Here is a 23,075-nt window from a genome sequence, read left to right on the forward strand (position 1 = left end):
TCATTCGTCATGGCGCAAGCCGACGATGAAGGAATTGGGACGTTGAGTGTCCCAATTCCTTCATCGTCGCGGGATCACGCCCCCGAACCCGTCACGCACGCGCCGGTCCTCGACGGAGCCGGTGTCCTGAAAGTCCCCTTTATCGCCTGGTCAATCGCGGTCCGTGTGCCCGCGGTTCCGGTTGGTGAGCGACGTCGGGCGACCGGAACTTCCGCCCCCGAAGTTCCGGTCGGTTGTTCATGGCCGTGCCGGTCCGGCCCCAGTTGAATCTGCCGAGGTCCACTTCGGACCGACTGGGGCGTAAAGGAGTTCGGCGGAGTTGCGGGCAGAACTGGGCATGGCCGACCGGGTACACGAAGCTTTCGAGGACCAGGCGGGCCGGACACCGCACCGCGAGGCGGTCGTCGCCGGGGACCGGCGGACGACCTACCGGGAACTGGACGGGGCCGCGAACGCCGTGGCGCACGCGCTGCTGCGCCGAGGTTTGTCGCGCGGCGCGCTGGTCGGCGTGCGCCTGCGTCGCGGACCGTGGCTGGTGCCGGTGCTGCTCGGCGTGCTGAAGGCGGGCTGCGCGTACGTGCCGCTCGATCCGGCCGCCCCGCGTGCGGCGGTCGCCGGGATCGTCGAGGACGCCGGGCTGCGGCTGGTCGTGGTGGACGAACCCGGCGCGGACGAACCGGTTCCCGTGCTCGCCGTCGCGGACATCGACCTCGCGCACACCTCGTCCCCCGGTGTCACGGGCACGGGTTCGGACCTCGCCTACGTGATCTACACCTCCGGCTCGACCGGGCGTCCCAAGGGTGTCGAAGTCGAGCACCGCAACGTACTCGCGTTGCTGCGCTGGGCCGCCCTCACGTACACCGACGAAGAACTGCGGGGCGTGCTCGGCGCCGCCTCGGTGTGTTTCGACGCGTCGGTCGCGGAACTGTTCCCGCCGCTGGTCACCGGCGGCGGCCTCGTCCTCGCCGAGAACCTGCTGGCGCTGCCCGATCTCCCCGCCCGCGACGAGGTCACGTTCGTCCAAGGGGTCCCGTCCGTGCTGGCCGTCCTGGCCCGCACACCGCTGCCGCCTTCCGTGCGGACCGTCGCCATCGCCGGCGAACCGCTGAGCCGCGCGCTCGTCGAGCGGATCCACCGCAACGACGGCGTCCGCCGGATCGTCAACTGCTACGGCCCGACCGAGGCCACCGTGAACTGCTCGTCGTACGAGGTCGGCCGCGACGAGCCCGCCGACCCGCCCATCGGCACCCCGCTGCCCGGCGCGGAGTTCTCCGTGCGCGACCCGCACGGCCGTCCACTCGAGGACGGCGAAACCGGCGAGCTGTGGGTCAGCGGCGCGCTGGTGACCCGGGGCTACCTCGGACGGCCCGAGCTCACCGCGAGCAAGTACGTGACCGAGAACGGCGTCCGGCACTACCGCACCGGCGACCTCGTCCGGCGGCACGACGGCGTGTACCACTTCGCGGGCCGTGTCGACGACCAGGTCAAGGTCCGCGGGTTCCGGGTCGAACCCGGTCAGGTGCAGGCCGTGCTGCTCACCCACCCGGCGGTCGGCAACGCGGTCGTACTCGCCCCGGCCGACGAGTCCGGGGAACGACGGCTGGTCGGGTTCGCCGAACCGCACGGCGACCGGCCGACCGAAGCGGAACTGCTCGGCTGGTTGCGGGCCCGGCTGCCCGGACATCTGGTCCCTTCGCGGATCGCGGTACTCGACGCGATCCCGCGCGGTACCACCGGGAAAGCCGACCGGGCGGCCTTGGCGGCCTGGGTGTTCGATCGCGACGCCTCGGCCGAGTTCGTCGCTCCGCGCACCGGCACCGAACGGCTGGTCGCCGAAGTCGTCACGGCGGCCTTCGAGCTGACGGACATCGGCGTGCACGACCGGTTCACCGACTCCGGTGGGCACTCGCTCGCCGCGGCGCGAGCGGTCGCGCGGCTGCGTGAAACCACCCGCCGCGCGATCAGCCTGGAGGACTTCCTGGCCGACGGCACGGTGGCCGCCGTCGCGCGGCGGCTCGACGAAGCATCGGCCGTCGAAGCGGTGGCGCAACCGGTCGCCGACCCGCGCCGCGAGGTCTTCCCGCTCACCCACACGCAACGTGACCTGTGGCCCCTCGCCCAGCTCAGCCCGACGGGCACCGCCACGACGGCCGCCTGGCGTCTGCGGCTCCACGGCGTGTTCTCCCGCGAGGCACTCCAGAGCGCGGCGGACGCGCTGGTGGCCCGCCATCACGCGCTGCGCGGCACCGTCCAGGAACACGACGGTGAGCCGCTGTTCGTCATCGGTCCTCCGGCCCCCGTTCCGCTCGACGTCCACGATGTCAAGGGAGCCGACCCCGAGGAACTGGCCGCCGGCGCGGCGCGGCACGCGTTCGACCTGAGCACCGAAACACCGTTGCTGCGCATCACCGCGCTCCGCGTCGCGGACGAAATCACCGAGCTGATCATCGTTTCCGACCACATCGCCACCGACGGCGTTTCGATCAGCGAGATCATGACCGGCCTGGCGGGGGCGGAAGCACCGGAGCCGCGGGCGCAGATCGGCGACGTCGCCCTGCGCGAACAAGCACTCGGCCGAAGCGAGCGGCTGACGCGGTACTGGTCGGCCGAGCTGGCCGGAGCGGTCCCGCCGGACGCGTTGTTCGACCGGCCCGCCCCGGGGGCACAGCGGTTCCTCGGCGAGCGGGTGACCGTTCCCCTGCCGGAAAACCTGCGCGCGGCGGTGGATCGGCTCGCCTCGGCGTCCGAGGTCACGCCGTTCGCGGTCTACCTCTCCGCGCTGGGCGTGCTGACCGGATCGCTGGTCAACGGCTCGGACGTCCTGCTCGGCACGGCCGCGGCGCGGCGGGGTTCCGCCGATCTCGTCCATACGGTGGGGCCGCTGGTGGAGGTGCTGCCCGTCCGGCTGCGCCCCGATCCGGCCGGTTCGTTCCGCGATCTGCTGCGCACGGCCATGACGACCACCGTGCGGGCGATCGACCACCGCGGCCTGTCCTCAGGCGACCTGACGGGACTCTGGGGCGGCGACCGTCCGGCGGGGATGCCGCTCACGCCCGTGTCGCTTTCGGTCCAGCCGTCCGGGCTCCCGCTGTCGGCGCACGGGCCCGGCGTCCGGCTGGACCTGCTCGGCGAACTGCCCACCGGCGGCAGCCACACCCCGCTCACGGTCTTCGTCAACGAGCACGTCGGCGGCGGTGAACTGATCGTCGAGCACGATCCGGCCCTGCTCTCCCCCGCCCGCGCGCGCTGGTTCAGCCGGTCACTGCTGCACATCCTGCGGGCCGCGGTGTCCACACCGGACACCGCTCTGTCCACTTTGGATCTGGTCACGGCCGAGGAACGCGCGGAACTGAGCGGCTGGGGCACCGGCGCCCCGCTGCCACCGTCCGAAGTGGTCAGTGTCCCGGACGCCGTCCTGCGCCATGCCGAACGGACGCCGGACGCGCTCGCGGTGGCCACGCTGACCTACCGGGAGCTGGTCGCGCGGGCCGACCGGGTCGCGCGCGCCCTGCTCGCGGCGGGCGTGCGGGCGGGGGACGCGGTCGGGGTGTGCCTGCCCCGCGACGAACTGCTCCCCGCGATGCTGCTGGCCGTCTGGCGGGCGGGCGCCGGATACCTGCCGCTCGACCCCGATCTGCCGGCGGCACGGCTCACCCAGCTCGTCACCGAGGCGGACGTGAAGGTCGTCCTCACTCGCGGAAGCGCCCGGGACGCCGCCGCCGCGTTGCCGGGCACGGTGCTGGACGCCGACTCGGTACCGGACGCCGCCGCTGCGGAACTGGTCTTGCCGAGCGGCGAGTCGCTGGCATACGTGCTCTACACGTCCGGCTCGACCGGCCGCCCCAAGGGCGTCGAAGTGACGCATGCGAACCTGCACGCCTTCGTCCGATCGCGTCAGGTGTCACACGGCATGGGCCCGGGCGACACCATGGCGGCCGTCGCGCCGCTGGCGTTCGACGTCTCCGTCGAAGAACTGTGGTGGCCGCTCGCCTCGGGGGCACGGTGCGCGCTCGCCGACCGCGACCACGCCGTCGACGGCCACCGGCTCGCGCGGTGGCTCGCCGAAAGCGGCGTCACCATCGTCGATCTGACGCCGACGAGCCTGCGGATGCTGCTCGCCGCGGACTGGCCTGGCGACCCGTCGCTGCGGTTGCTGCTCGGCGGCGAAGCGCTCGACCCCGACCTCGCCGCCCGCGTGTTACCGCTGGTGGGCGAGTTGTGGAACGGGTACGGCCCGACGGAGGCGACGGTCGCGGCGACCGCGCACCGCGTCACACCCGGGTCCACCGGGGTGCCGATCGGCAAGCCGACGCCGGGTGCCCGCCTGTCCGTGCGCGACAGCGGGGGCAGGCCCGTGCCGTCGGGCGCGATCGGCGAGCTGTGGGTCGGCGGGAGCGGTGTCGCGCGGGGCTACCGCGGGCAGCCGGAGGCGGCCTCGTTCGTCACCGAAGAGGACGGCCGCTGGTACCGCACGGGCGACCTCGTCCGGTGGCGGCCGGAGGGCACGCTGGACTTCCTCGGTCGCGCCGACGACCAGGTGAAGGTGCGGGGCAACCGGTTCGAACTGGGCGAGATCGAGGCGGTGCTGCGGTCACTGTCCGATGTGGACGACGCGGCGGTGACGGTGCTCGCGGACGGCGCCGACGCCCACCTGGCCGGTTATCTCACCCCGGCGACGGCCGACCCGTCGGCCGCTCAACGGCACGTCCGCGCGCTGCTGCCGGGGTACATGGTGCCGAGCCGATGGCTGATCCTGGACGCCCTTCCGTTGCTGCCCAACGGAAAGCTCGACCGCCGCGGCTTGCCTCCGCTCCCGGCTACCACCACTGCCTCCTCGGCGCCGCTTTCACCGGACGAGGCGGTGGTCGCCGAGGTCTGGCGGTCCTGCCTGGACGTCGGCGAGATCGGCCCGGACAGCGACTTCTTCGCGCTCGGCGGCCGGTCACTGGCGGCGACACGGGTGGTGGGTTCGCTGCGCGAGCGGGCGGGCCGCCGGATCACCGTGCGGACGCTGTTCGACCACCCGGTGCTGTCGGACTTCACCGCCCAGCTGGGCGGCCTGCGAGTGGAACCGGCGGGCCCGGTCGAAGAACTGGTGGCGGTCGTGTGGGCCCAGACCCTGGGCCACGACCGGGTCGGCGCACTGGACGACTTCGCGGCGCTCGGCGGCGATCCGGCGAAGGCGGCTCAGGTGGCGGATCGCCTGGCGGCGGCGCTGGGGTTCCCGATCCCGGTGGAGAACGTGCTGGACCACCCGGTCCTGCGCGAGTTCGCCAAGGCGTTGAACACCCTGGCCATGACGGCCTTCGAAACCGTGCCCTCGGGCGGCACGGTATGACCACCGACCAAAGGCACCCCATGACCGAGACGGTCCCCGCACCACAGCATCTCCAGAGCCTGCTCGAAAAGCGCGCCGCGGCCGCCCTGCGCGGCGGCGCCGGTGAACGCCCCGCGCCGCTCTCCCCCGCGCAAGCCCGGCTTTGGTTCCTCTCCCGCTTCGAACCCGACGGGCACGCCTACAACATCCCCGTCACCGTCGAACTCACCGGACCCGTCGACACCACGGCGCTGCTCGCCGCCGTCCGGGACGTCGCCCAGCGGCACGTCGTCCTCCGCAGTGTCTACCGGGAAGCCGACGGTGAACCGCGTGCGGTCCCCCTGCCTGCCGACAAGGTTCCTGTGTCCATTGTGGACACCGTGACCCCTCTGGACGAGGAGGCCGACCGGCCCTTCGCCCTCGCCGACGAGCCGCCCATGCGGGCCACCCTCTTCCAAGCCGCGGAAGACCGCCACCTCCTGCGCCTGACCTTCCACCACATCTCGATGGACGCGGCCTCCGTCGACGTCGTGCTCGAAGACCTCGCCGCCTGTTATGCCGCACGGATCGGCACCGGCCCCGTGCCGGAGCCGCCGTCCCGCCAGTACGCGGACCTGACCCCTCCGCGGCCGCACGGCGAAGATCTCGACTGGTGGTGCCGGAAGCTCGCCGGGACCGGAGTGCTGGAGCTTCCCGCCGACCGGCCGCGCCCCGTCGTCGCCTCCGGTGAAGGGGCCGAGGTGCCCGTCGAAATCCCGGCCGCGCTCACGAACCGGCTCCAGCACGTCGCCCGGGAGGCCGGCTGCACGCCTTTCGCCGTCCTGCTCGCCTGCTGGCAGGCGCTGCTCGGACGTCTCGCGGGCACGGACGACGTCGCGGTCGGCGTCCCGGAGTCGGGTCGGCGGGGACCCGGATCGGAGCGGGTCGTCGGCTGTTTCGTCGACACCCTCGTCCTGCGCACGGACCTCTCCGGCGTCACCACCGGCCGCACCCTGATCGCCGCCGTCCGAGACACCGTGCTCGACGCCTTCTCCCATCCGGACGTGCCCTTCGAACGGATCGTCGAACGGCTCGCGCCCAAGCGGAGTCTCGACGCCTCGCCGGTCTTCCAGGTCATGCTCAACGTCCTCGACGATCCGCCGGGCATGCCCGGGTGGCCAGGCCTCGACGCGCGGGTACTCCCGGCGCCGGTGCGCGGCGTCAAATTCGACCTGAACCTCGCACTGTCCCGAGTGGACGGTGCCTACCGCGGTGGGCTGTCCTTCCGCACGGACCTGTTCGACCCCGGCACGGCCGAGCGGATCGCCCGCTGGTTCGTCGCATTCCTCGACGGCGTCACCGCCGACCTCGACCGGCCGGTCGCCGAGGTCCCCCTCGAAGCCGTGACCGGCCCGGTGCTCGCCGGGCCTGCACCGGAGGCCGCCGGATACCCGCCCGTGCACGTGCTCATCGAGCGGTCCGCCGACTGCGTCCCGGACGCCGTCGCCGTGGTCGGCGCGACCGGGTCGCTCACCTACCGGCAGCTGGACGAGCGGGCGAACCGGCTCGCGCACCGGCTCCGCGAACTGGGCGTGACCGCCGACGAGCCGGTCGGGCTGCTGCTGGAACAGGGCACCGACGTCGCCGTGGCGGTGCTCGGCATCATGAAGGCGGGCGGGGCGTACCTGCCGATGGACACCACCTACCCGCGCTCGCGCGTGGCCGCCATCCTCGGCACCGCGAAGGCGCGGATCCTGCTCGTCCAGCCCGGCCTGGACATCGCCGTTCCCGGCGTCACCGTCCTGACCGTCGACGACGCCGTCGCGGGCAGGCCTGCGACGCGGCCGGATGTCACGGTGGCGGGGCACGACCTCATCCACGTCATCTTCACCTCCGGTTCGACCGGCTCGCCCAAGGGTGTCGCGGTCGAGCACCGCAACGTCGCGCATTACCTCGCCGGGATGCTGCCCCGGCTCGGCGAGGTCGGCGGCGCGTCGTTCGCGGTCGTCTCCACCCCGGCCGCGGACTTCGGCCTGACCTGCGTGTACGGCGCCCTCACCACCGGCGGCACGGTGCATCTGGTCGACCGGGACACCGCGATGGATCCGGAGGCGTTCGCGGGCTACCTGGCGGAACATCCGGTCGACGTGCTCAAGTGCGTGCCCAGTCATCTGGAACTCCTGGCACGCCACGGAGATCTCGCCTCGGTACTGCCGAGGGCGCTGCTGATCCTGGCGGGCGAGGCCTGCCCGTGGTCACTGGTCGAACGCGTCGAGGCGGCCAAGCCCGGGCTTCGGGTGCAGAGCCACTACGGGCACACCGAAAGCACGATGATCTCGATGACCTGCGACGTGGCCGCCATCCCCGGCCACGAGCGGGATGGTTACGTGCCGCTCGGCACGCCGCTGCCCGGCGTGGTCGGCTACCTCGTCGACCGCGCCGGTGCGGTGGTCCCGCCCGGTCTGCCCGGTGAGCTGGTGATCGGCGGCCCGCAGATCACGCGTGGCTACCTCGGCGACGACACCCAGACCGCCGAGCGGTTCCGGCCGGATCCGCTCGGTACGGGCGTCCGGTGTTTCCGCAGCGGGGATCTGTTGCGTGTGCGCGACGACGGCACCGTGCAGTTCCGCGGCCGCGCCGACGACCAGGTGAAGGTGCGCGGCAACCGGGTCGAGCTGGGCGAGGTCACCGCGGCGCTGCGGGACGTCGACGGGGTCGCCGAGGCCGTGGTGCTGCCGGTGGGCGACGGCCTCGACCGGCGTCTGGCCGCCTGGCTGGTCGGGCCGGGACTCGACGTGGCCGCCGTGCGCCGGACGCTGCGGGAGCGGCTGCCCGACTACATGGTGCCCGCGTCGCTGACGGTGCTGGATCGCTTGCCGCTCAACGCGAACGGCAAGATCGACCGCGCCGCGCTGCCCGCCGTCGCGGCCTCCGCCCCGGCGGTGCGCCGCCCGGTCGCCACCCCCGCGGAACGCCTGGTCGCCCGGATCTGGACGGAGGTCCTCGACCGGTCCGATGTCGGCGCGGACGACGACTTCTTCGCCGTGGGCGGCCATTCGTTCGCCGCGGTCCGGGTCGCCGGACGACTCGGCGAGGCGTTGCACCGGGAGGTGTCGGTGCGGACGCTGTTCGAGTACCCGGTGCTCGCGGAGCTGGCCGCGATGCTGGAGGCCGACACGGACGGTGTGTCCGGCGGCGCGCCCATCCCCGTGCGACCGGACCCCGAGGCGCCCGCGCCGCTGTCGTCGGCGCAAGCCCGGCTGTGGTTCCTGGACCTGCTGGAGCCCGGATCCGCCTACAACCGGGACATCGTGCTGCGCCTGCGCGGCCCGTTGGACACCGAGGCCCTGGCCCGTGCGGTCCGCGAGGTCGCGGCCCGGCATGTGGTGCTGCGCAGCGTGATCGAAGACCGCGACGGTGTCCCGATGGCCGTCCCGCTGCCAGTGGACGCGATCTCACTGTCCGTTGTGGACACAGTGGATACGGACGACGTCACGGCCGCGTACCGGGCCGAAGTGGAACGGCCGTTCGCGCTCGACCGCGAACCACCTTGGCGGGCGAAGCTGTTCCGTGTCGCCGACGACGATCACGTCCTGGCGATCACCATCCACCACATCGCCACCGACAACTGGTCGCGGGGCATCATCGGCACCGACCTCGCCGCCGCCTACAACGGGCGGACGCCCGCCCCGGTTCCCGTGCAGTACGCGGACTACGCGGCCTGGCAGGCCACACGGCAGCGTCCGGAAGACCTCGACTGGTGGTGCGAGCGCCTCTCGGGGCTACCGCCTCTGCTCCCCCTGCCCACCGATCGGCCGCGGCCGCCGGTGGCCGCCTGGTCCGGCGGGCACGTCCGCTACACGCTCCCCGCCGGACTCACCGCGACGCTCCGCCGTGTCGCCGGTGAGACGGGCGCGACCCCGTTCATGGTGCTGCTCGCCGGCTGGCAGGTCCTGCTCGGCAGGCTCGCGGGCGCCGACGACGTCGCCGTCGGCGTGCCGGAATCCGGCCGCCACCACTCGGGCGTCGAAGCCACGGTCGGCTGCTTCGTCAACACGCTCGTGCTGCGCACCGATCTGGGCGGCGAACCGACCGTGCGCGAACTCCTCGGCCGGGTCCGGGAGACCGTGCTCGGCGCGTTCGCGCACGCCGAAACACCCTTGGAAGCGATCATCGAACGGCTCAGACCGGATCGCACGATGTCCGCGACGCCGCTGTTCCAGGTGCTGCTCAACGTCCTCGACCAGCCCGCGCCCGAACCGGAGATCCCCGGCCTCGACGTCACACCGCTGCCCTCGACGACCGAACGCGTGAAGTTCGACCTCAGCATGGCGCTGGTCAACGAAGGCGACACCTACTCGGGCGAACTCGCCTACCGGACCGACCTGTTCGACGCCGCGACCGCCGAACGGATCGTCGCGGACTTCCAGGAGCTCCTCGAAGCCCTTCTGTCCGATGTGGACGCCACGGTCGGCGTGACCGTCACCCCTGGGGAAACGGTCACCCCCGTCGCGGCGAAACGCGGTGGCGGCGTCCCGGCGACGCCGTCCGAACAGCGGGTCGCCGAGGTGTGGGCGCGGGTGCTCGACGTGCCCGAGGTCGGTGTCGACGACGACTTCTTCGCGCTCGGCGGGCATTCGTTCACCGCAGTTCGTGCGGTGCGGCTGCTCGACGAACGGCTGCGCGTCATCGACCTGTTCCTGCGCCCGACCGTCCGAGAACTGGCCGCCTACCTCGACGCGGGCGAGGAGACCGGCGGCATGCTCCACCGCCTGTCCCCCGCGCGGGCCGCCACGGCGGAGGTGACGCTGATCTGCGTGCCCTACGGCGGCGCGTCGGCCGCGGTGTTCCAGCCGCTGGCCAACGAACTCGACGGCGTCGACGTCCGCGCGGTCGAACTGCCCGGCCACGACGTCGCCCGCCCGGACGAGGAGTTCGGCACGATCGACGAGATCGTGGCCGCCCTCGCCGACGAGATCGGCCGGACGGTCACCGGCCCGGTCGCGCTGTACGGGCACTGCGTCGGCTCCGCCGTGGCCACCGCGCTGGCCGCCCGGCTGGAGGCCGACGGCCGGACCGTCCTGGGCGTGGTGGCGGCGGGCAGCTTCCCCGCCGCCCGTCTGCCCGGTCGTCTTTCCGCATGGCTGCAACGGAAATTCCCGCGCGAGCGGTGGGTGTCCGACCGGCTCTACCGTGACACGCTCCGCGCGGGCGGCGGCCTCCTCGACGACATGGACGAGAAGGCGAGCGCCGCGATGCTGCGGGGCCTGCGGCACGACGCCGCGCAGGCGCAGGCCTGGTTCGGCCGCGAACTCGGCACCGAAACCCGGCTGGCCGCGCCGATCCTGTGCGTGGTCGGGGCGAGCGACCCGGCCACCGAGCTGTACGAGGAACGGCACCGCGAGTGGGGTGCCTTCGCCGACCGCGTCGACCTCGCGGTACTCCCGAAGGCCGGCCACTATTTTCTCCGCCACCAAGCGGCGGAAGTCGCCGAGGTGCTGCGTACCCGGCTTTCCCAATGGGCGAAAGGAAAACTGCCTCCGCGCGTGGAGGACGTCCCGGTGACCACCGGACGCCGGGGACTGCGGGCCTTCTACACGGTCGCCGGTGGCCAGGCGATGTCGATGATCGGCAACGAACTCAGCTCGTTCGCCCTCGGCGTCTGGGCCTACCAGCGCAGCGGGCGGGTGTTCGACCTCGCGCTCGTGGTGCTGCTGGCGCGGCTGCCGAGCATGCTGCTGACCCCGGTCGGCGGCGCGCTCGCCGACCGGCTCGACCGCCGCCGGATCATGCTGGCCTGCGATGTGGTGAGCGGGGCGGCGATGGTCGCGCTCGCCGTCCTCGTCGCCTTGGGGCGACTGGATCTGCCGACGGTCTGCGTGATCGTCGGGGTGACGTCGCTGGCCTCGGCGTTCCACCGGCCCGCCTACCTCGCCGCGATCGCCCAGCTGGTGCCGAAGCCGTCCCTGCCGCAGGCGAACGCGCTGGCCGACATCGGCCTCGGCCTCGGTACCGTGCTCGGGCCGATCCTCGGCGGTGTCCTCATGGGACTGTCCGGTCTCACGTCGGTCGTCGTGGTCGACGCCGCCACCTTCGCCGTCGGTGTGGCGACCCTGCTGGCCGTGCGGTTCCCCGACCGGCTCTTCTTCACCCGGCGAGAGCCGTTCCGCAAGGCACTCACCGGCGGCTTCACGTTCGTGCTGCGCCGCAGACCCCTGCTGGCGATGGTCGGCTACTTCGCCGTGGTCAACTACTTCACCGCGCTGATGTGGGTGGCGATCACGCCGCTGGTGCTGTCGATCGGGACCCCGGGCGAACTCGGGTTCGTCAGCGCCGCCGGGGGTGTCGGCGCCGCGGTGGGGGCCGTGGTGGTGATCTGGTGGGGCGGTACGAAACGGCGTGCCACCGGGATGATCGGCTTCGTCGTCGGCTCCGGCATCGGGGTGCTGCTGATGGGCGTCTGGCCGTCGGCGGTGGTGATCGCCGCGGGCCTGTTCGTCCGGCTGGCCTGTATGAGCATCGGCAACGCGCACTGGCTGTCGATCATCCAGACGAAGGTCGGCCAGCATCTCCAAGGCCGGGTGCTCGCCATCAACGTCATGCTGGCCACGGCCATGTCGCCGCTCGGTTTCCTCACCGCGGGCGCGTTGTCCGACTGGTTCGGCCCGCTCGCCCGCGGGTTCAGCGCGCTGGATCCGGTCACCGCCAACGATTCCCACGCCGGGGTCGCCGCGCTGATGGTGTTCTCCGGGATCGTCCTGGTGGTCTGGGGCGTGCTCGGGTTGCGGTACCGGCGGTTGCGGGACATCGAGGACCTCCTGCCGGACGCCGCCCCGCCCACCGAGGTCGACGCCGATCTCGACCGCGTCCAGGCGCTGGCCGACCGGGCGGTGACCCGGTGACCCGCCTGGTGACCGGGACCGACGTCGAGCGGGCCGCCGACCGGATCCGGTACTCGGTGCGCCGCACGCCGGTGCTCGGGCCGGTCGGCGGCCTGTGGATCAAACCGGAGAACCGGCAGCGGACCGGTTCGTTCAAGGTCCGCGGGGCGCTCAACGCGGTCGCCGGGCTGACGGGCCAGGTGCTGGCCCAGTCGTCCGGCAACCACGGCCGCGCGGTGGCCTACGCCGCGGCCCGGCAAGGGGTGAAGGCCACGGTGGTACTGCCGGAAACGGCGCCCGCGTTGAAGATCGACGCGGTCCGCGCGCTCGGCGCCGAAGTCGTCGTCGTGCCACCTGGAGAACGGGAATCCGCGACGGCCACCCTGCTGGCCCGCACCGGCGCCACGCTGATCACGTCGGCGGACTTCGCGGTGATCGCGGGCCATGGCACGGTCGGCGCGGAGATCGTCACGGACCTGCCGGACGCGGGCACCGTCCTGGTCCCGGTCTGCAACGGCGGCCTGCTCGCCGGCGTCGCCGTCGCGGTCAAGGCGTACTCGCCGTCCACGCGGGTCGTCGGCGTGGAACCCGAACTCGCCGCCGACGCGGCCGAATCGTTCCGCACCGGCCGCCTGACGCGCTGGCCGGTGTCACGGACCTACCGGACGATCGCCGACGGCCTGCGCGCGCCCGTGCTCGGCGAACTCGCGTGGGAGCACGTCAAGTCCCTTGTGGACGATGTGATCACCGTCGACGAGGAAAGCATCGTCGACGCGCAGGCGTTCCTGTTCGACCGGTTCGGCGTGGTCGCCGAACCGAGCGGTGCGGTGGCGACCGCCGCCCACCTGACCGGGCGCGCCGGGCCGCCGGGGAAGGCGGTCGTCGCCGTCGTCTCCGGCGGGAACGTCGCCGCGCCGCCACTGGGGGCAAGGAGAGAGCAGGTGTCCGTTGAGCACGGCTGAAATCGGCGGGGTGCTCGCGACGATCGGGAACACTCCCCTGGTCGCCCTGGATCGGGTCGTCCCGCTGGCAGGCTCCCGGGTGTTCGCGAAGCTGGAGAAGTTCAATCCCGGCGGCAGCGTCAAGGACCGGACGGCGCTGAACATGCTGCACGGCGAGATCCGCTCCGGCACACTCGTTCCCGGCCGGTCGGTGGTCGTCGAGTCCACTTCGGGCAACCTCGGCGTCGGGCTCGCGCAGATGTGCGCGTATTTCGGGCTCGACCTGGTGTGCGTGGTCGACACCCGCACGACCGCGCAGACCCTCGCGTTGCTCCGGGCCTACGGCGCCAAGGTGGAGGTCGTCACCGCCCCGGTGGACGGCGACCTGCTCGGCGCCCGGATCGCCAGGGTGCGCGAACTTCTCGCGCTGCTGCCGGACGCGTTCTGGCCCGATCAGTACGCGAACCCGCTCAACCCGGCGGCGCACGAACACACCATGCGCGAGATCGCCGACGCTCTCGACGGCCGCGTCGACTACCTGTTCTGCGCGGTCAGCACCGGCGGCACGATGCGCGGCTGCGCCGACTACATCCGGCGCGAAGGACTGGACACGAAGCTGGTCGCGGTCGACGCGGCGGGCAGCGCGATCTTCCACGTGCCGACCGAAGAGCGCCGGATCCCTGGCCACGGCGCCGGACGGCGGCCACCGCTGGTCGACCCGGCCGCGGTGACCGAGGTCGTCCACGTGACCGACCTCGAATGCGTGCGTGCCTGCCGCACACTCGTCGCGCGCGAGGCCATCCTGGCGGGCGGTTCGTCCGGCGCGACCGTGGCCGCGCTGGCGAAGCTGCGCGACCGCATCCCGCCCGGCTCCCGGTGCGTCCTCGTCTTCCCCGACGACGGCAACCGCTATCTCGACACCATCTACTCCGACGCCTGGGTCCGCGGTCACTTCGGTGAAGTGCCCGAAGTGACCACCCGCGTCCTGGCCACCACCTCCTGAGGAGTTTTCTTGCGTCACCTCATCTCACTCGACGACCTGACCGACGACGAGCTGCGCGCCATCGTCCGCCGGGCGGTCTTCCTGGCGGAACGTCCGCGCGCGACTTATTCCACTTTGGACGGTCTGGTCGTCGGCATCCACTTCCGCAAGACGTCCACCCGCACGCGCACCGCGTTCTCGGCGGGCGCGCTGCGGCTGGGCGCCCGGATCATCGCCTACGGCCCGGACGACCTCCAGACCAACACCGGGGAGTCCATCGAGGACACCGGACGCGTGCTGTCGTCGATGCTGGACGTCTTGGTGGCGCGTACCGCGGCGGATCCGGCGGAGCTGCGGGCCATCGCGGCACAGGACCGGATGGCCGTCGTCAACGCGATGAGCGCCGACGAGCACCCGACCCAGGCACTGGCCGACCTGACGACGATCGTCCAGCGCTTCGCCCGCGTCGACGGCGTCCGCATGCTGTATCTCGGCGAGGGCAACAACACCGCGGCGGCACTGGCACTGGCGCTCAGCCGTTTCCCCGGCACCGAACTGCACCTGCGCACCCCGCCCGGCTACGGGGTCGACCCCGACGTGCTCGAACGCGCGGGCAAGCACGCCGCCCGCCACGGTTCGTCCCTTGTGGAGCGACACGACGTCCTCGATCTGCCCGCGGACGTCGACATCGTCTACACCACCCGGTGGCAGACCACCGGAACGTCCAAACCGGACCCGGACTGGCGCACGGTCTTCGCGCCGTTCCAGGTGACGGCGGAGCTGTGGCGGACCAGCCCGGACGCGCTCTTCCTGCACGACCTGCCCGCGCACCGGGGCGAGGAGGTCACGGCCGACGTGCTCGACGGTCCGCGCTCTATCGCCTTCGCCCAGGCGGAAAACAAGCTCTACAGCGCGATGGCCGCGCTCGAGTGGTGCTGTGGGGCGGAGGGAGCATGAGCTGGTTCGACGTGGCCGACAGCGGCCTGTCCGGGGCGGGCGAGGTGACGCTGCTGTCCCGTGACGACGTCCGCAAGTGCCTGACGAACCTCGACCCGGTCGACATCGTCCGCGAAACACTGGCCGATCATGACCGCGGCCTCGGCCTGCTGCCCGCCGAGGCGTACCTGCGCTGGGAGAACTCGCGAGGCGCCTACACCCGGTCGATCGGGATGCCGGGCGCGGTGCGGTCGGCGTACGGGATGAAGATCATCAACGCCAGCGTGTCCAATCCGGCCCGCGGGCTGGAACGCGCGGGCGGGATCGGCCTGTGCTTCGACGCGGAAACCGCCCGGATCACCACGATCATGGAGGCCGGTCTCCTGAGCGCGGTCCGGACGGCCGCGGTGAGCGCGGCCGGGGTGGACGCGCTCGGCTACGGCGAGGCGGTCTCGCTGGCCGTCGTGGGGTGCGGTGCGCAGGGCCGGATGCACGCGGCACTGCTCACCGAACGGCTGCCGTCCCTGCGGAACGTGGCACTGTACGACCGGTCGCCCGAGGCCGCGCGGGCACTGGCGGGCGCACTCCCCGGCGTCTCCGTGCGGATCTGCCCGACCGCGCGGGAAGCCGTGTCCTCGGCCGGGATCGCGGTGTTCACGACCACGATGGACGAGGGTTACGCCGAACCGGACTGGGCCGCGCCGGGTGCGTTGCTGATCAACGTCTCCCTCGGCGACCTGACGGACACGACGTTTCGCGACGCGGCGGCGGTGTACGTCGACGACGTGGACCTGGTGGCCGACAACCCCCGCCGCCCGCTGGGCAGGCTGATGGCGGAGGGCGTGTTCGGGCGCCCCGGTTCCGAGGGGCCCGCCCGCCCCCTCGACGGCACCTTGGGCGGCGTCCTGACGGGCAGGCACCGCACGCCCGGTGTCGCATCGCCGTATGTGGTGCTGAACCCGTTCGGTATGGGAGTCCTGGATGTCGCGCTGTACGCGGCGGTGTCCGCCAGGGCGCGGGCGGAGGGCCTCGGAACCGTCGTCCACCTCGGCTCCTGACTCGTGAGTGGTAATGACGGTTCTAACCGTCATTACCACTCACGAGAGCGCGAGAAAGGGCACCAGCAGGTCCAGCAGTTCTTGGGGCCGGTCAAGCGGGATGATGTGGCCGCAGTCCGGAATGAGGTGTCCGGTGAGGTCACTCGCCACGGGGCGCAGCTGCCGTTCCAGGGTCGCGCCGACCGGATGCGCGCCGATCGCCAAGGTGGGCATGGCGAGTCCGCCGCGCGCCACGGCGTCGTCGAGCTGGCGTGCGCTGGCGGGCAGGGCGCGATAGTAGGAAAAGGCGCAGCGCAGCGCCTCGGATCCGGTGTAGGCGGCGATGAACGCGTCGCGGATTTCCGGTGGCACACCGCGGCCGCGAGTGCCCGCCTGCAGGAACCAGTCGATGTACTGCGCTTCATGGCCGATCAGGACCGTTTCGGCGAGACCGGGGACGGCGTGGAATCCGAACCACCAGGGCGGACCGGCGGCGAGGAAGTCCTCGGCGCCGGGCAGCGACCCCAGCAGTGATTCCATGACGACGAGCCGCCGTACCCGGTCCGGTCGCCGTAACGCAAGCAAGGTGGCGGCCGGGACACCGGCGTCGATGGCGACCACGGCCGCGGTGGGTTCGCCCAGTGCGTCGAGGATTCCTTCGAGGTCGGCGGCCAGGGTGCCCGCGTCGTAGCCGTCGACGGCACGGGTGCTGGCGCCGAATCCTCGCAGGTCCGGGGCGATCACCCGGTGACGCATGGCCAGCGGGCCGATGACCTCGCGCCAGAGCTGCCAGGTGTGCGGGAAACCGTGCAGCAGCACGACCGGCGGACCCGTACCGGCCGTCGCCACGGAGGCCTCGATGCCGTTGGTCGCGATCCGCGTCAGCATGATGGGGGAAGTCGGCAAGGAGTCCTCCAGGTGGTCACCTTTGGTTACCATGAAACGGTAAGTAACCCCGACGGTGCTGCCAAGACGGCACCTTGCCGACAGGTGGTGAGGTCCAGGTGACCACTCGGACGAAGCGCGCCGCGCGTGGTGATCTGTTCTCGCCGGAGTGCCCGACCCGGCGGCTGCTGGACCGCATCGGCACGAAATGGACGTCGATGGCCATCAAGGTGCTCGCCGACGCCGCCCCGCAAGAGGTGCGGTTCGCCGAGTTGCGGCGGCGGATGCCCGGTGTCTCACAGAAAATGCTGTCGGTGACCCTGCACAGCCTCGTCCGCGATGGCCTGGTCACCCGCAGGGTGGAGCCGACGGTGCCGCCGCGGGTGCACTACCGGCTCACCGAACTGGGCTTGTCGCTGGAGATCCCGCTCGCGGCGGTCCGGGCGTGGGCGGAGCGGCACATGGCCGAGATCGATCGGCTCAACGCGATCAACGACGCCCGGCCGGACGGCGAGTGACGCGGACCGTGGAACCACGGCCCGCGCCGGGACGGCGGTCTCAGGGGCGCGGGATGTTGCGGAGGTTGGCCCGGGCGAGGTCGATCATCCGGCCCACCCCGCCTTCGAGCACCACTTTGCTCGCGGCCAAGGCGAATCCGCCGAGCTGACCGGCGGTGATGTGCGGCGGGACGGACAACGCGTTCGGATCCGTCACGACATCCACCAGCGCCGGACCGTCGTGACTCAAGGCCTCCTTGAGCGCCGCACGCAGCCGGGTCGGCTCGGTCACCCGCTCGGCGCGCAGTCCCGCGCCACTGGCGATGGCGGCGAAATCGACCGGCCGGTGATCGGTCTGGTAGTCGGGCAGGCCGTCCACCAGCATTTCCAGTTTCACCATGCCGAGCGAGGAGTTGTTGAACGTCACGATCTTGACCGGAAGATCGTGCAACGCCACGGTGAGCAGCTCGCCGAGCAGCATGCCCAGTCCCCCGTCGCCGGACATCGACACGACCTGCCGTCCGGGGTAGGCGAACTGCGCGCCGATGGCGTGCGGCAGGGCGTTGGCCATGGTGCCGTGCAGGAACGACCCGATCACCCGGCGGCGCCCGTTGGGCGTGAGGTACCGGGCCGCCCAGACGTTGCACATGCCGGTGTCGACGGTGAAGATCGCGTCGTCCGCGGCGAGTTCGTCGAGGAGGTCCGCGGCGAACTCCGGATGGATGGGCACATGCCGTTCGACGTCGCGGGTGTAGGCGTCGACGACCCGTTCCAGGGTCTTGCAGTGATCACGCAGCATGCGGTCCAGGAACGTGCGGTCGGTCTTGCGGCGCAGGAGCGGCAGGACGGCCCGCAGGGTCTCCCGCACGTCGCCGTGTACCGCCAGTTCCAGCGGGGTGCGCCTGCCGAGCCGGGTCGCGTCGTGGTCGATCTGCACGGTCCGCGCTTGGGGAAGGAAGGAGTCGTAAGGGAAATCGGTGCCGAGAAGCACCAGGAGATCCGCGTCGTGCATGGCCCGGTAGCAGGCGCCGTAGCCGAGCAGGCCGCTCATTCCGACGTCGTAGGGATTGTCGTACTGGATCCACTCCTTGCCGCGCAGGCTGTGGCCGACCGGGGCCTGCACGGCCCCGGCCAGCTCCATCACCTCGGCGTGCGCGCCGCGCACCCCGGCACCGGCGAACAAGGTGACGGTCCCGGCTTCGTTGATCAGCTCGGCGAGGCGGGCCACCTGCGGCTCGGGCGGCACGACCGTCCCGTGCTCGGTGACCGGCGCCCCGTTCCCGGTGGGCGAAACCGCGTCGAGCTGTGCGACGTCGCCAGGCAGCACCAGCACCGACACCTCGCCGCGGGACAACGCGTGCTGCATCGCGATCCGCAGCACCCTCGGCATCTGGGCAGGCCCGCTGATCTGCTCGCAATAGCCACTGCAGTCGACGAACAGCCGTTCGGGATGGGTCTCCTGGAAGAACCCGGTCCCGATCTGACCGGACGGGATATGCGAGGCGAGCGCGAGCACCGGGGCCCCGGTGCGGTGCGCGTCGTAAAGTCCTTGCACCAGATGGGTGTTGCCGGGACCGCAGCTGCCGGCGCACACCGCGAGCCGTCCGGTCAGCTGGGCCTCGGCGGCCGCCGCGAACGCGCCCGCCTCCTCGTTGCGGACGTGCACCCAGTCGATGCCCGGGGTGCGGCGGATGGCGTCGACGACGGGGTTGAGGCTGTCTCCGACCACGCCGTAGATCCGTTCCACCCCGGCCTGCACCAGGACTTGGACGAACTGCTCGGCGACGTTGGGCTTGGCCATCACGACCCCTTCGGTACTCCGGCGGCGGGACACCGTTCATGATCCACGTGCCGGCGCCGCCTCGCAGGTCCTAGCCGAGCTCGGCGGTGGAGCCGACGACGACGGCGTAGAGATCACCGATCGTGGCGAGGGCCGCGCGGTGCTGGTCCGCGGCGGTCACCGCGCCCGCGACGGACGGGAGCGAACGCGTGGCGCAGGCGGCCGCCACCACGGTCGGGGTGTTCCCGCGCAGGAACGCGCCTTCCGCGGTGAAGGTGACGCACATATGGGTCATGAACCCGGCCACGACGACGTCCTGATGCCCGGCGGCGTCGACCAGTTCCCCCAACGGTGTTCCCACGAACGAGTTCGGCGCGGTCTTCACCACGACCTGTTCACCCGGAGCGGGGGCGACGCGCTCGTGGATCCGGCCGATGTCCTGCTTGAGGTCGTACGGGCTGCCCTCGCCGCCGTCGTGCATGACGTGGATGACCGTCGCGCCCTCGGCGCGGGCACGCGCCAGCAGCGTGGCGGCCTCGTCGAGCGCCGCTTCCCAGCCGTCGAGTTCCATCACGCCGCGCGTGTAGGTGTTCTGGTAGTCGACGAGGATCACCGTCGCGTCCGAGAGCGTCGCGGGGGTCGTCGGCAGGGTGCTGATTTCGCGGAGAGTGGTGCTGGTCATCGGATTTCCTTCGCTTTCCGTCGGTACGGCTACCATCGTGGCTGACCCGATCCGATATCGAGATACGGATTCGGGTCAGGCATGGTCGAGATCGGCCGGTATCCGAGGGAAGAGGGATCGATGAGCGCTCCGAGGGTGGCCGTCCTGGCGTTCGAGGGGATCAGCCCGTTCCACCTCGCCGTGCCGTCACTGGTCTGGGGACCCGAATCCCCGGTGGGCGACATGGAGCCGTGGCCGATCACGGTCGTCGCCCTGAAGCCGGGCCTGCTCGCCACGAGCGCCGGCTATGCCATCGACGTCCCCGCCGACCTCGGCGCGCTCGCGGACGCCGACATCATCGTCGTGCCGTGGTGGTCCGATCCGGAAGCCCCGACGCCCGCGCCCGTCTCCGCCGCGCTGCGGACCGCGCATGAACGCGGAGCGCTCGTCGTCGGGCTCTGCCTGGGTGTCTTCGCCCTCGCGGACGCCGGCATCCTCGACGGCCGCGCGGCGACCACCCACTGGAAGTGGGCCGAAACGTTCCGGAGGCGCTTCCCCGCGGCGGAGCTGCGTCCCGAAGACCTGTATGTCGACGAGGGCGACGTCGTGACCGGCGCGGGCGCGACCGCCGGGATCGACACCTGTCTGCATCTGCTCGCCCGCCGAGCCGGTCAGGTCGTGGCCAACCGCGTCGCCCGGCGGATCGTCGCCGCGCCGCACCGTCCCGGTGGCCAGGCCCAGTTCATCGAGTTCCCCGTCCCCGCCCCGGACGAGGATCCGCTCACCCACGTGATGAACTGGGCGCAGTCCCATCTCGACGCACAGCACAGCATCGACGGCCTCGCCGCCCGTGCCCATATGAGCAGGAGCACTTTCACCCGCTCGTTCCGCGCCCGCACCGGGACCACCGTCCACAACTGGCTTGTCGCCCAGCGCCTGGCGCGGGCGCGGCACCTCCTCGAGACGACCACGCTCGGCGTCGACACCGTCGCCGCCCAATCCGGTTTCGGTACGCCTGCCCGTCTTCGTGAGCACTTCGCCGCCGCACTGGGCACGACGCCGACCCGCTACCGGGTCGAGTTCTCCGGCGGCGCGTGAGAGCCCGCCGGATCGTCCGGCCGCGCAAGCACCAGCGTCCCCCACTCGCCTTCCGAAGCCACATACGGACGTTCACAGACATCACGGACTTCGGTCCCAGGAGGCCAAACACTGCCCGAGCCGATTTTCCGTACATCCGCCCGGACCCACACCGTGTTGATACGAGGGGGTCGCGCGAAGTCGGTGCAGGTGAAAGAAACCGGTCCGCCGAAACGGATCCAGGAGAAGACGATGTCGTTCTCGAACCGTGCCTCGAAGAATCCGCAGACCTCGCCGAATCTCGTGTTGAGAAACTTCACTTCGCCGCGGAAGACCGTCTTCGTGAATCCCACACTGTCGACGAACTCCGTACTCTCGAACCACACATTCGCCTCGAACCGAGCCCGTTCGAACGTCGTCAACCCGTCGAAGCGGCAGTCATGGAACCTTGTGTCGCCAACGAACACAGCCTCTTCGAACACGGCGGGCTTCGTGAACCGCGCACCACCGAAGTGAGCGGTGCCGTGGAACCGCGTCCGGGTGAACTCGACGCCTGCGTCGAACCGCGCCATGGTGAACGTGGTGTCTTCGGCGAAAAGAGCGCCCGTGAACTCGATGTTCCGGCCGAACTCGGTCGCGTGGAACCGGGCGCTGCCGAGGTTCGCGGCGACGAACCCGGTGAACGCGCCGTCGAACCGGGCTTCGCTGAAGTCTGCCCCGATGTCGAAGTGGGCGTGGGCGAAGTAGGCGTTGGCGGCGAACCGGGTGTGGGCGAATACTCCCAGCCCGGCGAACCGCGCCTTGCCGAACCTGACTTCGCCGCCGAAATCGGCCTCGGCGAACCAGGCGTCGACGGCGAAGGTCGCACCGGTGAACACCGCCTCCGCGCGGAAGTCCGCTTGTTTGAACGTCGTGTTCCCTCGGAAGTCGACGTCCGCGAACCGGGCGGCCTTGTCGAAGGTCGCCCGGCGGAAATCCGCTTCGTGGTCGAAACGGGTATTGGCGAACTGGGCCACTCCGGTGAACCGCGCGCCCGCGAACACGGCGTTCAACCCGAACCGGACGTCGTTGAACCACACGTCGCCGGTGAAGGTGGCGTCGGTGAAGTCCGCCGCGACGATACGGCAACCGATCAGGTTGGCCGGACCGAGCACTGCGCCGGTGAGGTCCAGGTTGATGTCGGGCCAGAAGGTGTCGACCGGCTCGTCCTTCGTGCCGAATTTCAGGTGCCGGAACAGAATGGTCTGCGCGGTCCGCCGGACCTGGCGCTCCTGCTCGGCTTCCGCGTACTCGGCGGTCAGCGCGTCCGCGCGCGGTGCCGGCGGCGCCAGCCGCACCGACGCCCGCTGCCGCGCCTGGCTGCCCAGTAACGGGCGCGAGACCCCGGGGCGCCGCACTGGTTCGCGTTGTGGTGGCTGGTAAGGCATCCGCAGATACGCACACAGCAGATCGACGATGGTTTGACGCTGCGCCGGGTTGTCCTGCGCAAGCCGTTCCAGCGCGTACAGACCGGCGAGGCGCACCGGCGCCTGCGCCGAACCGAGCTGATCGGCGGCCTTGCCGTACAGGTCGGTGATCCGGCGGGCCTCGGCGTCCGCGATGGTCGTCGCGTGCGCCGCGTGCGCCTGGTTGAGACTCAGCTCGGAGGTCCGCTGCCGACGGGCGGTCAGCCACAACGCGGCCGCGCCACCGGTACCGAGAACGATCGTGCCCGCCGTCTTGATCGCTTCGAGCCGCCCGGAGTGCCCGCCGTCGCCGAACGCGACCAGCAGCACCACCGCGACCCCGGCGCCGAGCACGATCAACGCCGTCGCCGCCCATCCGATGGCCCGGTTCGACAACACCGGCAGCTCGCGCGGCGGATCCGCCTGCTGTCGATACACGAGCACCGACATCGGCGGCTGCGCGGACGGTTCGAACGGGCCCGGAGACGGCGGTAGCGTGTCCACCCGCACATCATGCCGCGAGGAGCCCTGGCGACGACACGTCTTCAGCTGCCGGCCCGGCGGAGGTGAAGGACGCTTTCCCCGCATGTGATGCGAGGAAAGCGCCCTTCACCGCATCGCATGCGGGGAAAGTCCCCTTCACCTCCGCCCCGAAGA

The 23,075-nt window shown here is 71.5% G+C and carries 12 protein-coding genes; 8 read left to right on the forward strand and 4 right to left on the reverse strand.

The genetic code is table 11. From position 1 onward, the window contains the following. Positions 1-319 precede the first annotated feature (319 nt). From SD37_RS26460 to SD37_RS26485, 6 genes are read left to right on the forward strand one after another with little or no spacing between them, the layout of a single operon-like run. Positions 320-5,338: a non-ribosomal peptide synthetase gene (locus SD37_RS26460; protein WP_145926732.1), complete on the forward strand. Its 5,019-nt coding sequence runs from the start codon at positions 320-322 to the stop codon at positions 5,336-5,338. A gap of 20 nt (positions 5,339-5,358) precedes the next feature. Next, the gene (locus tag SD37_RS26465; protein ID WP_065912985.1) at positions 5,359-12,198 is read left to right on the forward strand and encodes a non-ribosomal peptide synthetase/MFS transporter; all 6,840 of its coding nucleotides are present in this window, start codon (positions 5,359-5,361) and stop codon (positions 12,196-12,198) included. Then, positions 12,195-13,139, forward strand: a complete 945-nt coding sequence (locus SD37_RS26470) for a threonine ammonia-lyase (RefSeq protein ID WP_044849848.1) — start codon at positions 12,195-12,197, stop codon at positions 13,137-13,139. The genes SD37_RS26465 and SD37_RS26470 overlap by 4 nt, the downstream gene beginning before the upstream one ends. Next, entirely contained in the window at positions 13,126-14,121 is a 996-nt protein-coding gene (gene sbnA, locus SD37_RS26475; protein ID WP_044849849.1) for a 2,3-diaminopropionate biosynthesis protein SbnA, read from the forward strand. Before SD37_RS26470 ends, sbnA begins: the two co-directional genes overlap by 14 nt. Positions 14,122-14,130: 9 nt before the next feature. Beyond that, positions 14,131-15,057 (forward strand): ornithine carbamoyltransferase, encoded by a 927-nt coding sequence (locus tag SD37_RS26480; RefSeq protein WP_065912986.1) that lies wholly within the window; start codon positions 14,131-14,133, stop codon positions 15,055-15,057. Further along, a complete protein-coding gene (locus tag SD37_RS26485) occupies positions 15,054-16,094 on the forward strand; it encodes an ornithine cyclodeaminase family protein (RefSeq protein WP_044849851.1) in 1,041 nt (346 codons plus the stop codon). The genes SD37_RS26480 and SD37_RS26485 overlap by 4 nt, the downstream gene beginning before the upstream one ends. A gap of 39 nt (positions 16,095-16,133) precedes the next feature. On the opposite strand, the gene SD37_RS26490 is transcribed toward SD37_RS26485, so the two are convergent. Continuing rightward, complete coding sequence (locus tag SD37_RS26490) at positions 16,134-17,012, reverse strand: alpha/beta fold hydrolase (protein WP_044849852.1); 879 nt, start codon at positions 17,010-17,012, stop codon at positions 16,134-16,136. A gap of 65 nt (positions 17,013-17,077) precedes the next feature. Here SD37_RS26490 and SD37_RS26495 point away from each other — a divergent pair, with 65 nt between their 5' ends. Then, complete coding sequence (locus tag SD37_RS26495) at positions 17,078-17,476, forward strand: winged helix-turn-helix transcriptional regulator (protein ID WP_044849853.1); 399 nt, start codon at positions 17,078-17,080, stop codon at positions 17,474-17,476. Between the two features lie 40 nt (positions 17,477-17,516). Here SD37_RS26495 and SD37_RS26500 read toward each other — a convergent pair whose 3' ends face one another. Beyond that, a complete protein-coding gene (locus SD37_RS26500) occupies positions 17,517-19,256 on the reverse strand; it encodes a pyruvate dehydrogenase (protein WP_044849854.1) in 1,740 nt (579 codons plus the stop codon). Between the two features lie 70 nt (positions 19,257-19,326). Continuing rightward, positions 19,327-19,917 carry an isochorismatase family protein gene (locus SD37_RS26505; protein ID WP_044849855.1) on the reverse strand — a complete coding sequence of 197 codons (591 nt, stop codon included), beginning with the start codon at positions 19,915-19,917 and terminating at the stop codon, positions 19,327-19,329. Positions 19,918-20,037: 120 nt separating this feature from the next. Here SD37_RS26505 and SD37_RS26510 point away from each other — a divergent pair, with 120 nt between their 5' ends. Then, complete coding sequence (locus SD37_RS26510) at positions 20,038-20,994, forward strand: GlxA family transcriptional regulator (RefSeq protein WP_167369661.1); 957 nt, start codon at positions 20,038-20,040, stop codon at positions 20,992-20,994. Here the strand turns inward: SD37_RS26510 and SD37_RS26515 are convergent. Continuing rightward, a complete protein-coding gene (locus tag SD37_RS26515; protein ID WP_065912987.1) occupies positions 20,964-22,922 on the reverse strand; it encodes a pentapeptide repeat-containing protein in 1,959 nt (652 codons plus the stop codon). The two genes, SD37_RS26510 and SD37_RS26515, sit on opposite strands and share 31 nt — an antisense overlap. Positions 22,923-23,075: the final 153 nt, after the last annotated feature.

It is taken from the genome of Amycolatopsis orientalis, from assembly GCF_000943515.2.
Taxonomy (GTDB): domain Bacteria; phylum Actinomycetota; class Actinomycetes; order Mycobacteriales; family Pseudonocardiaceae; genus Amycolatopsis; species Amycolatopsis orientalis.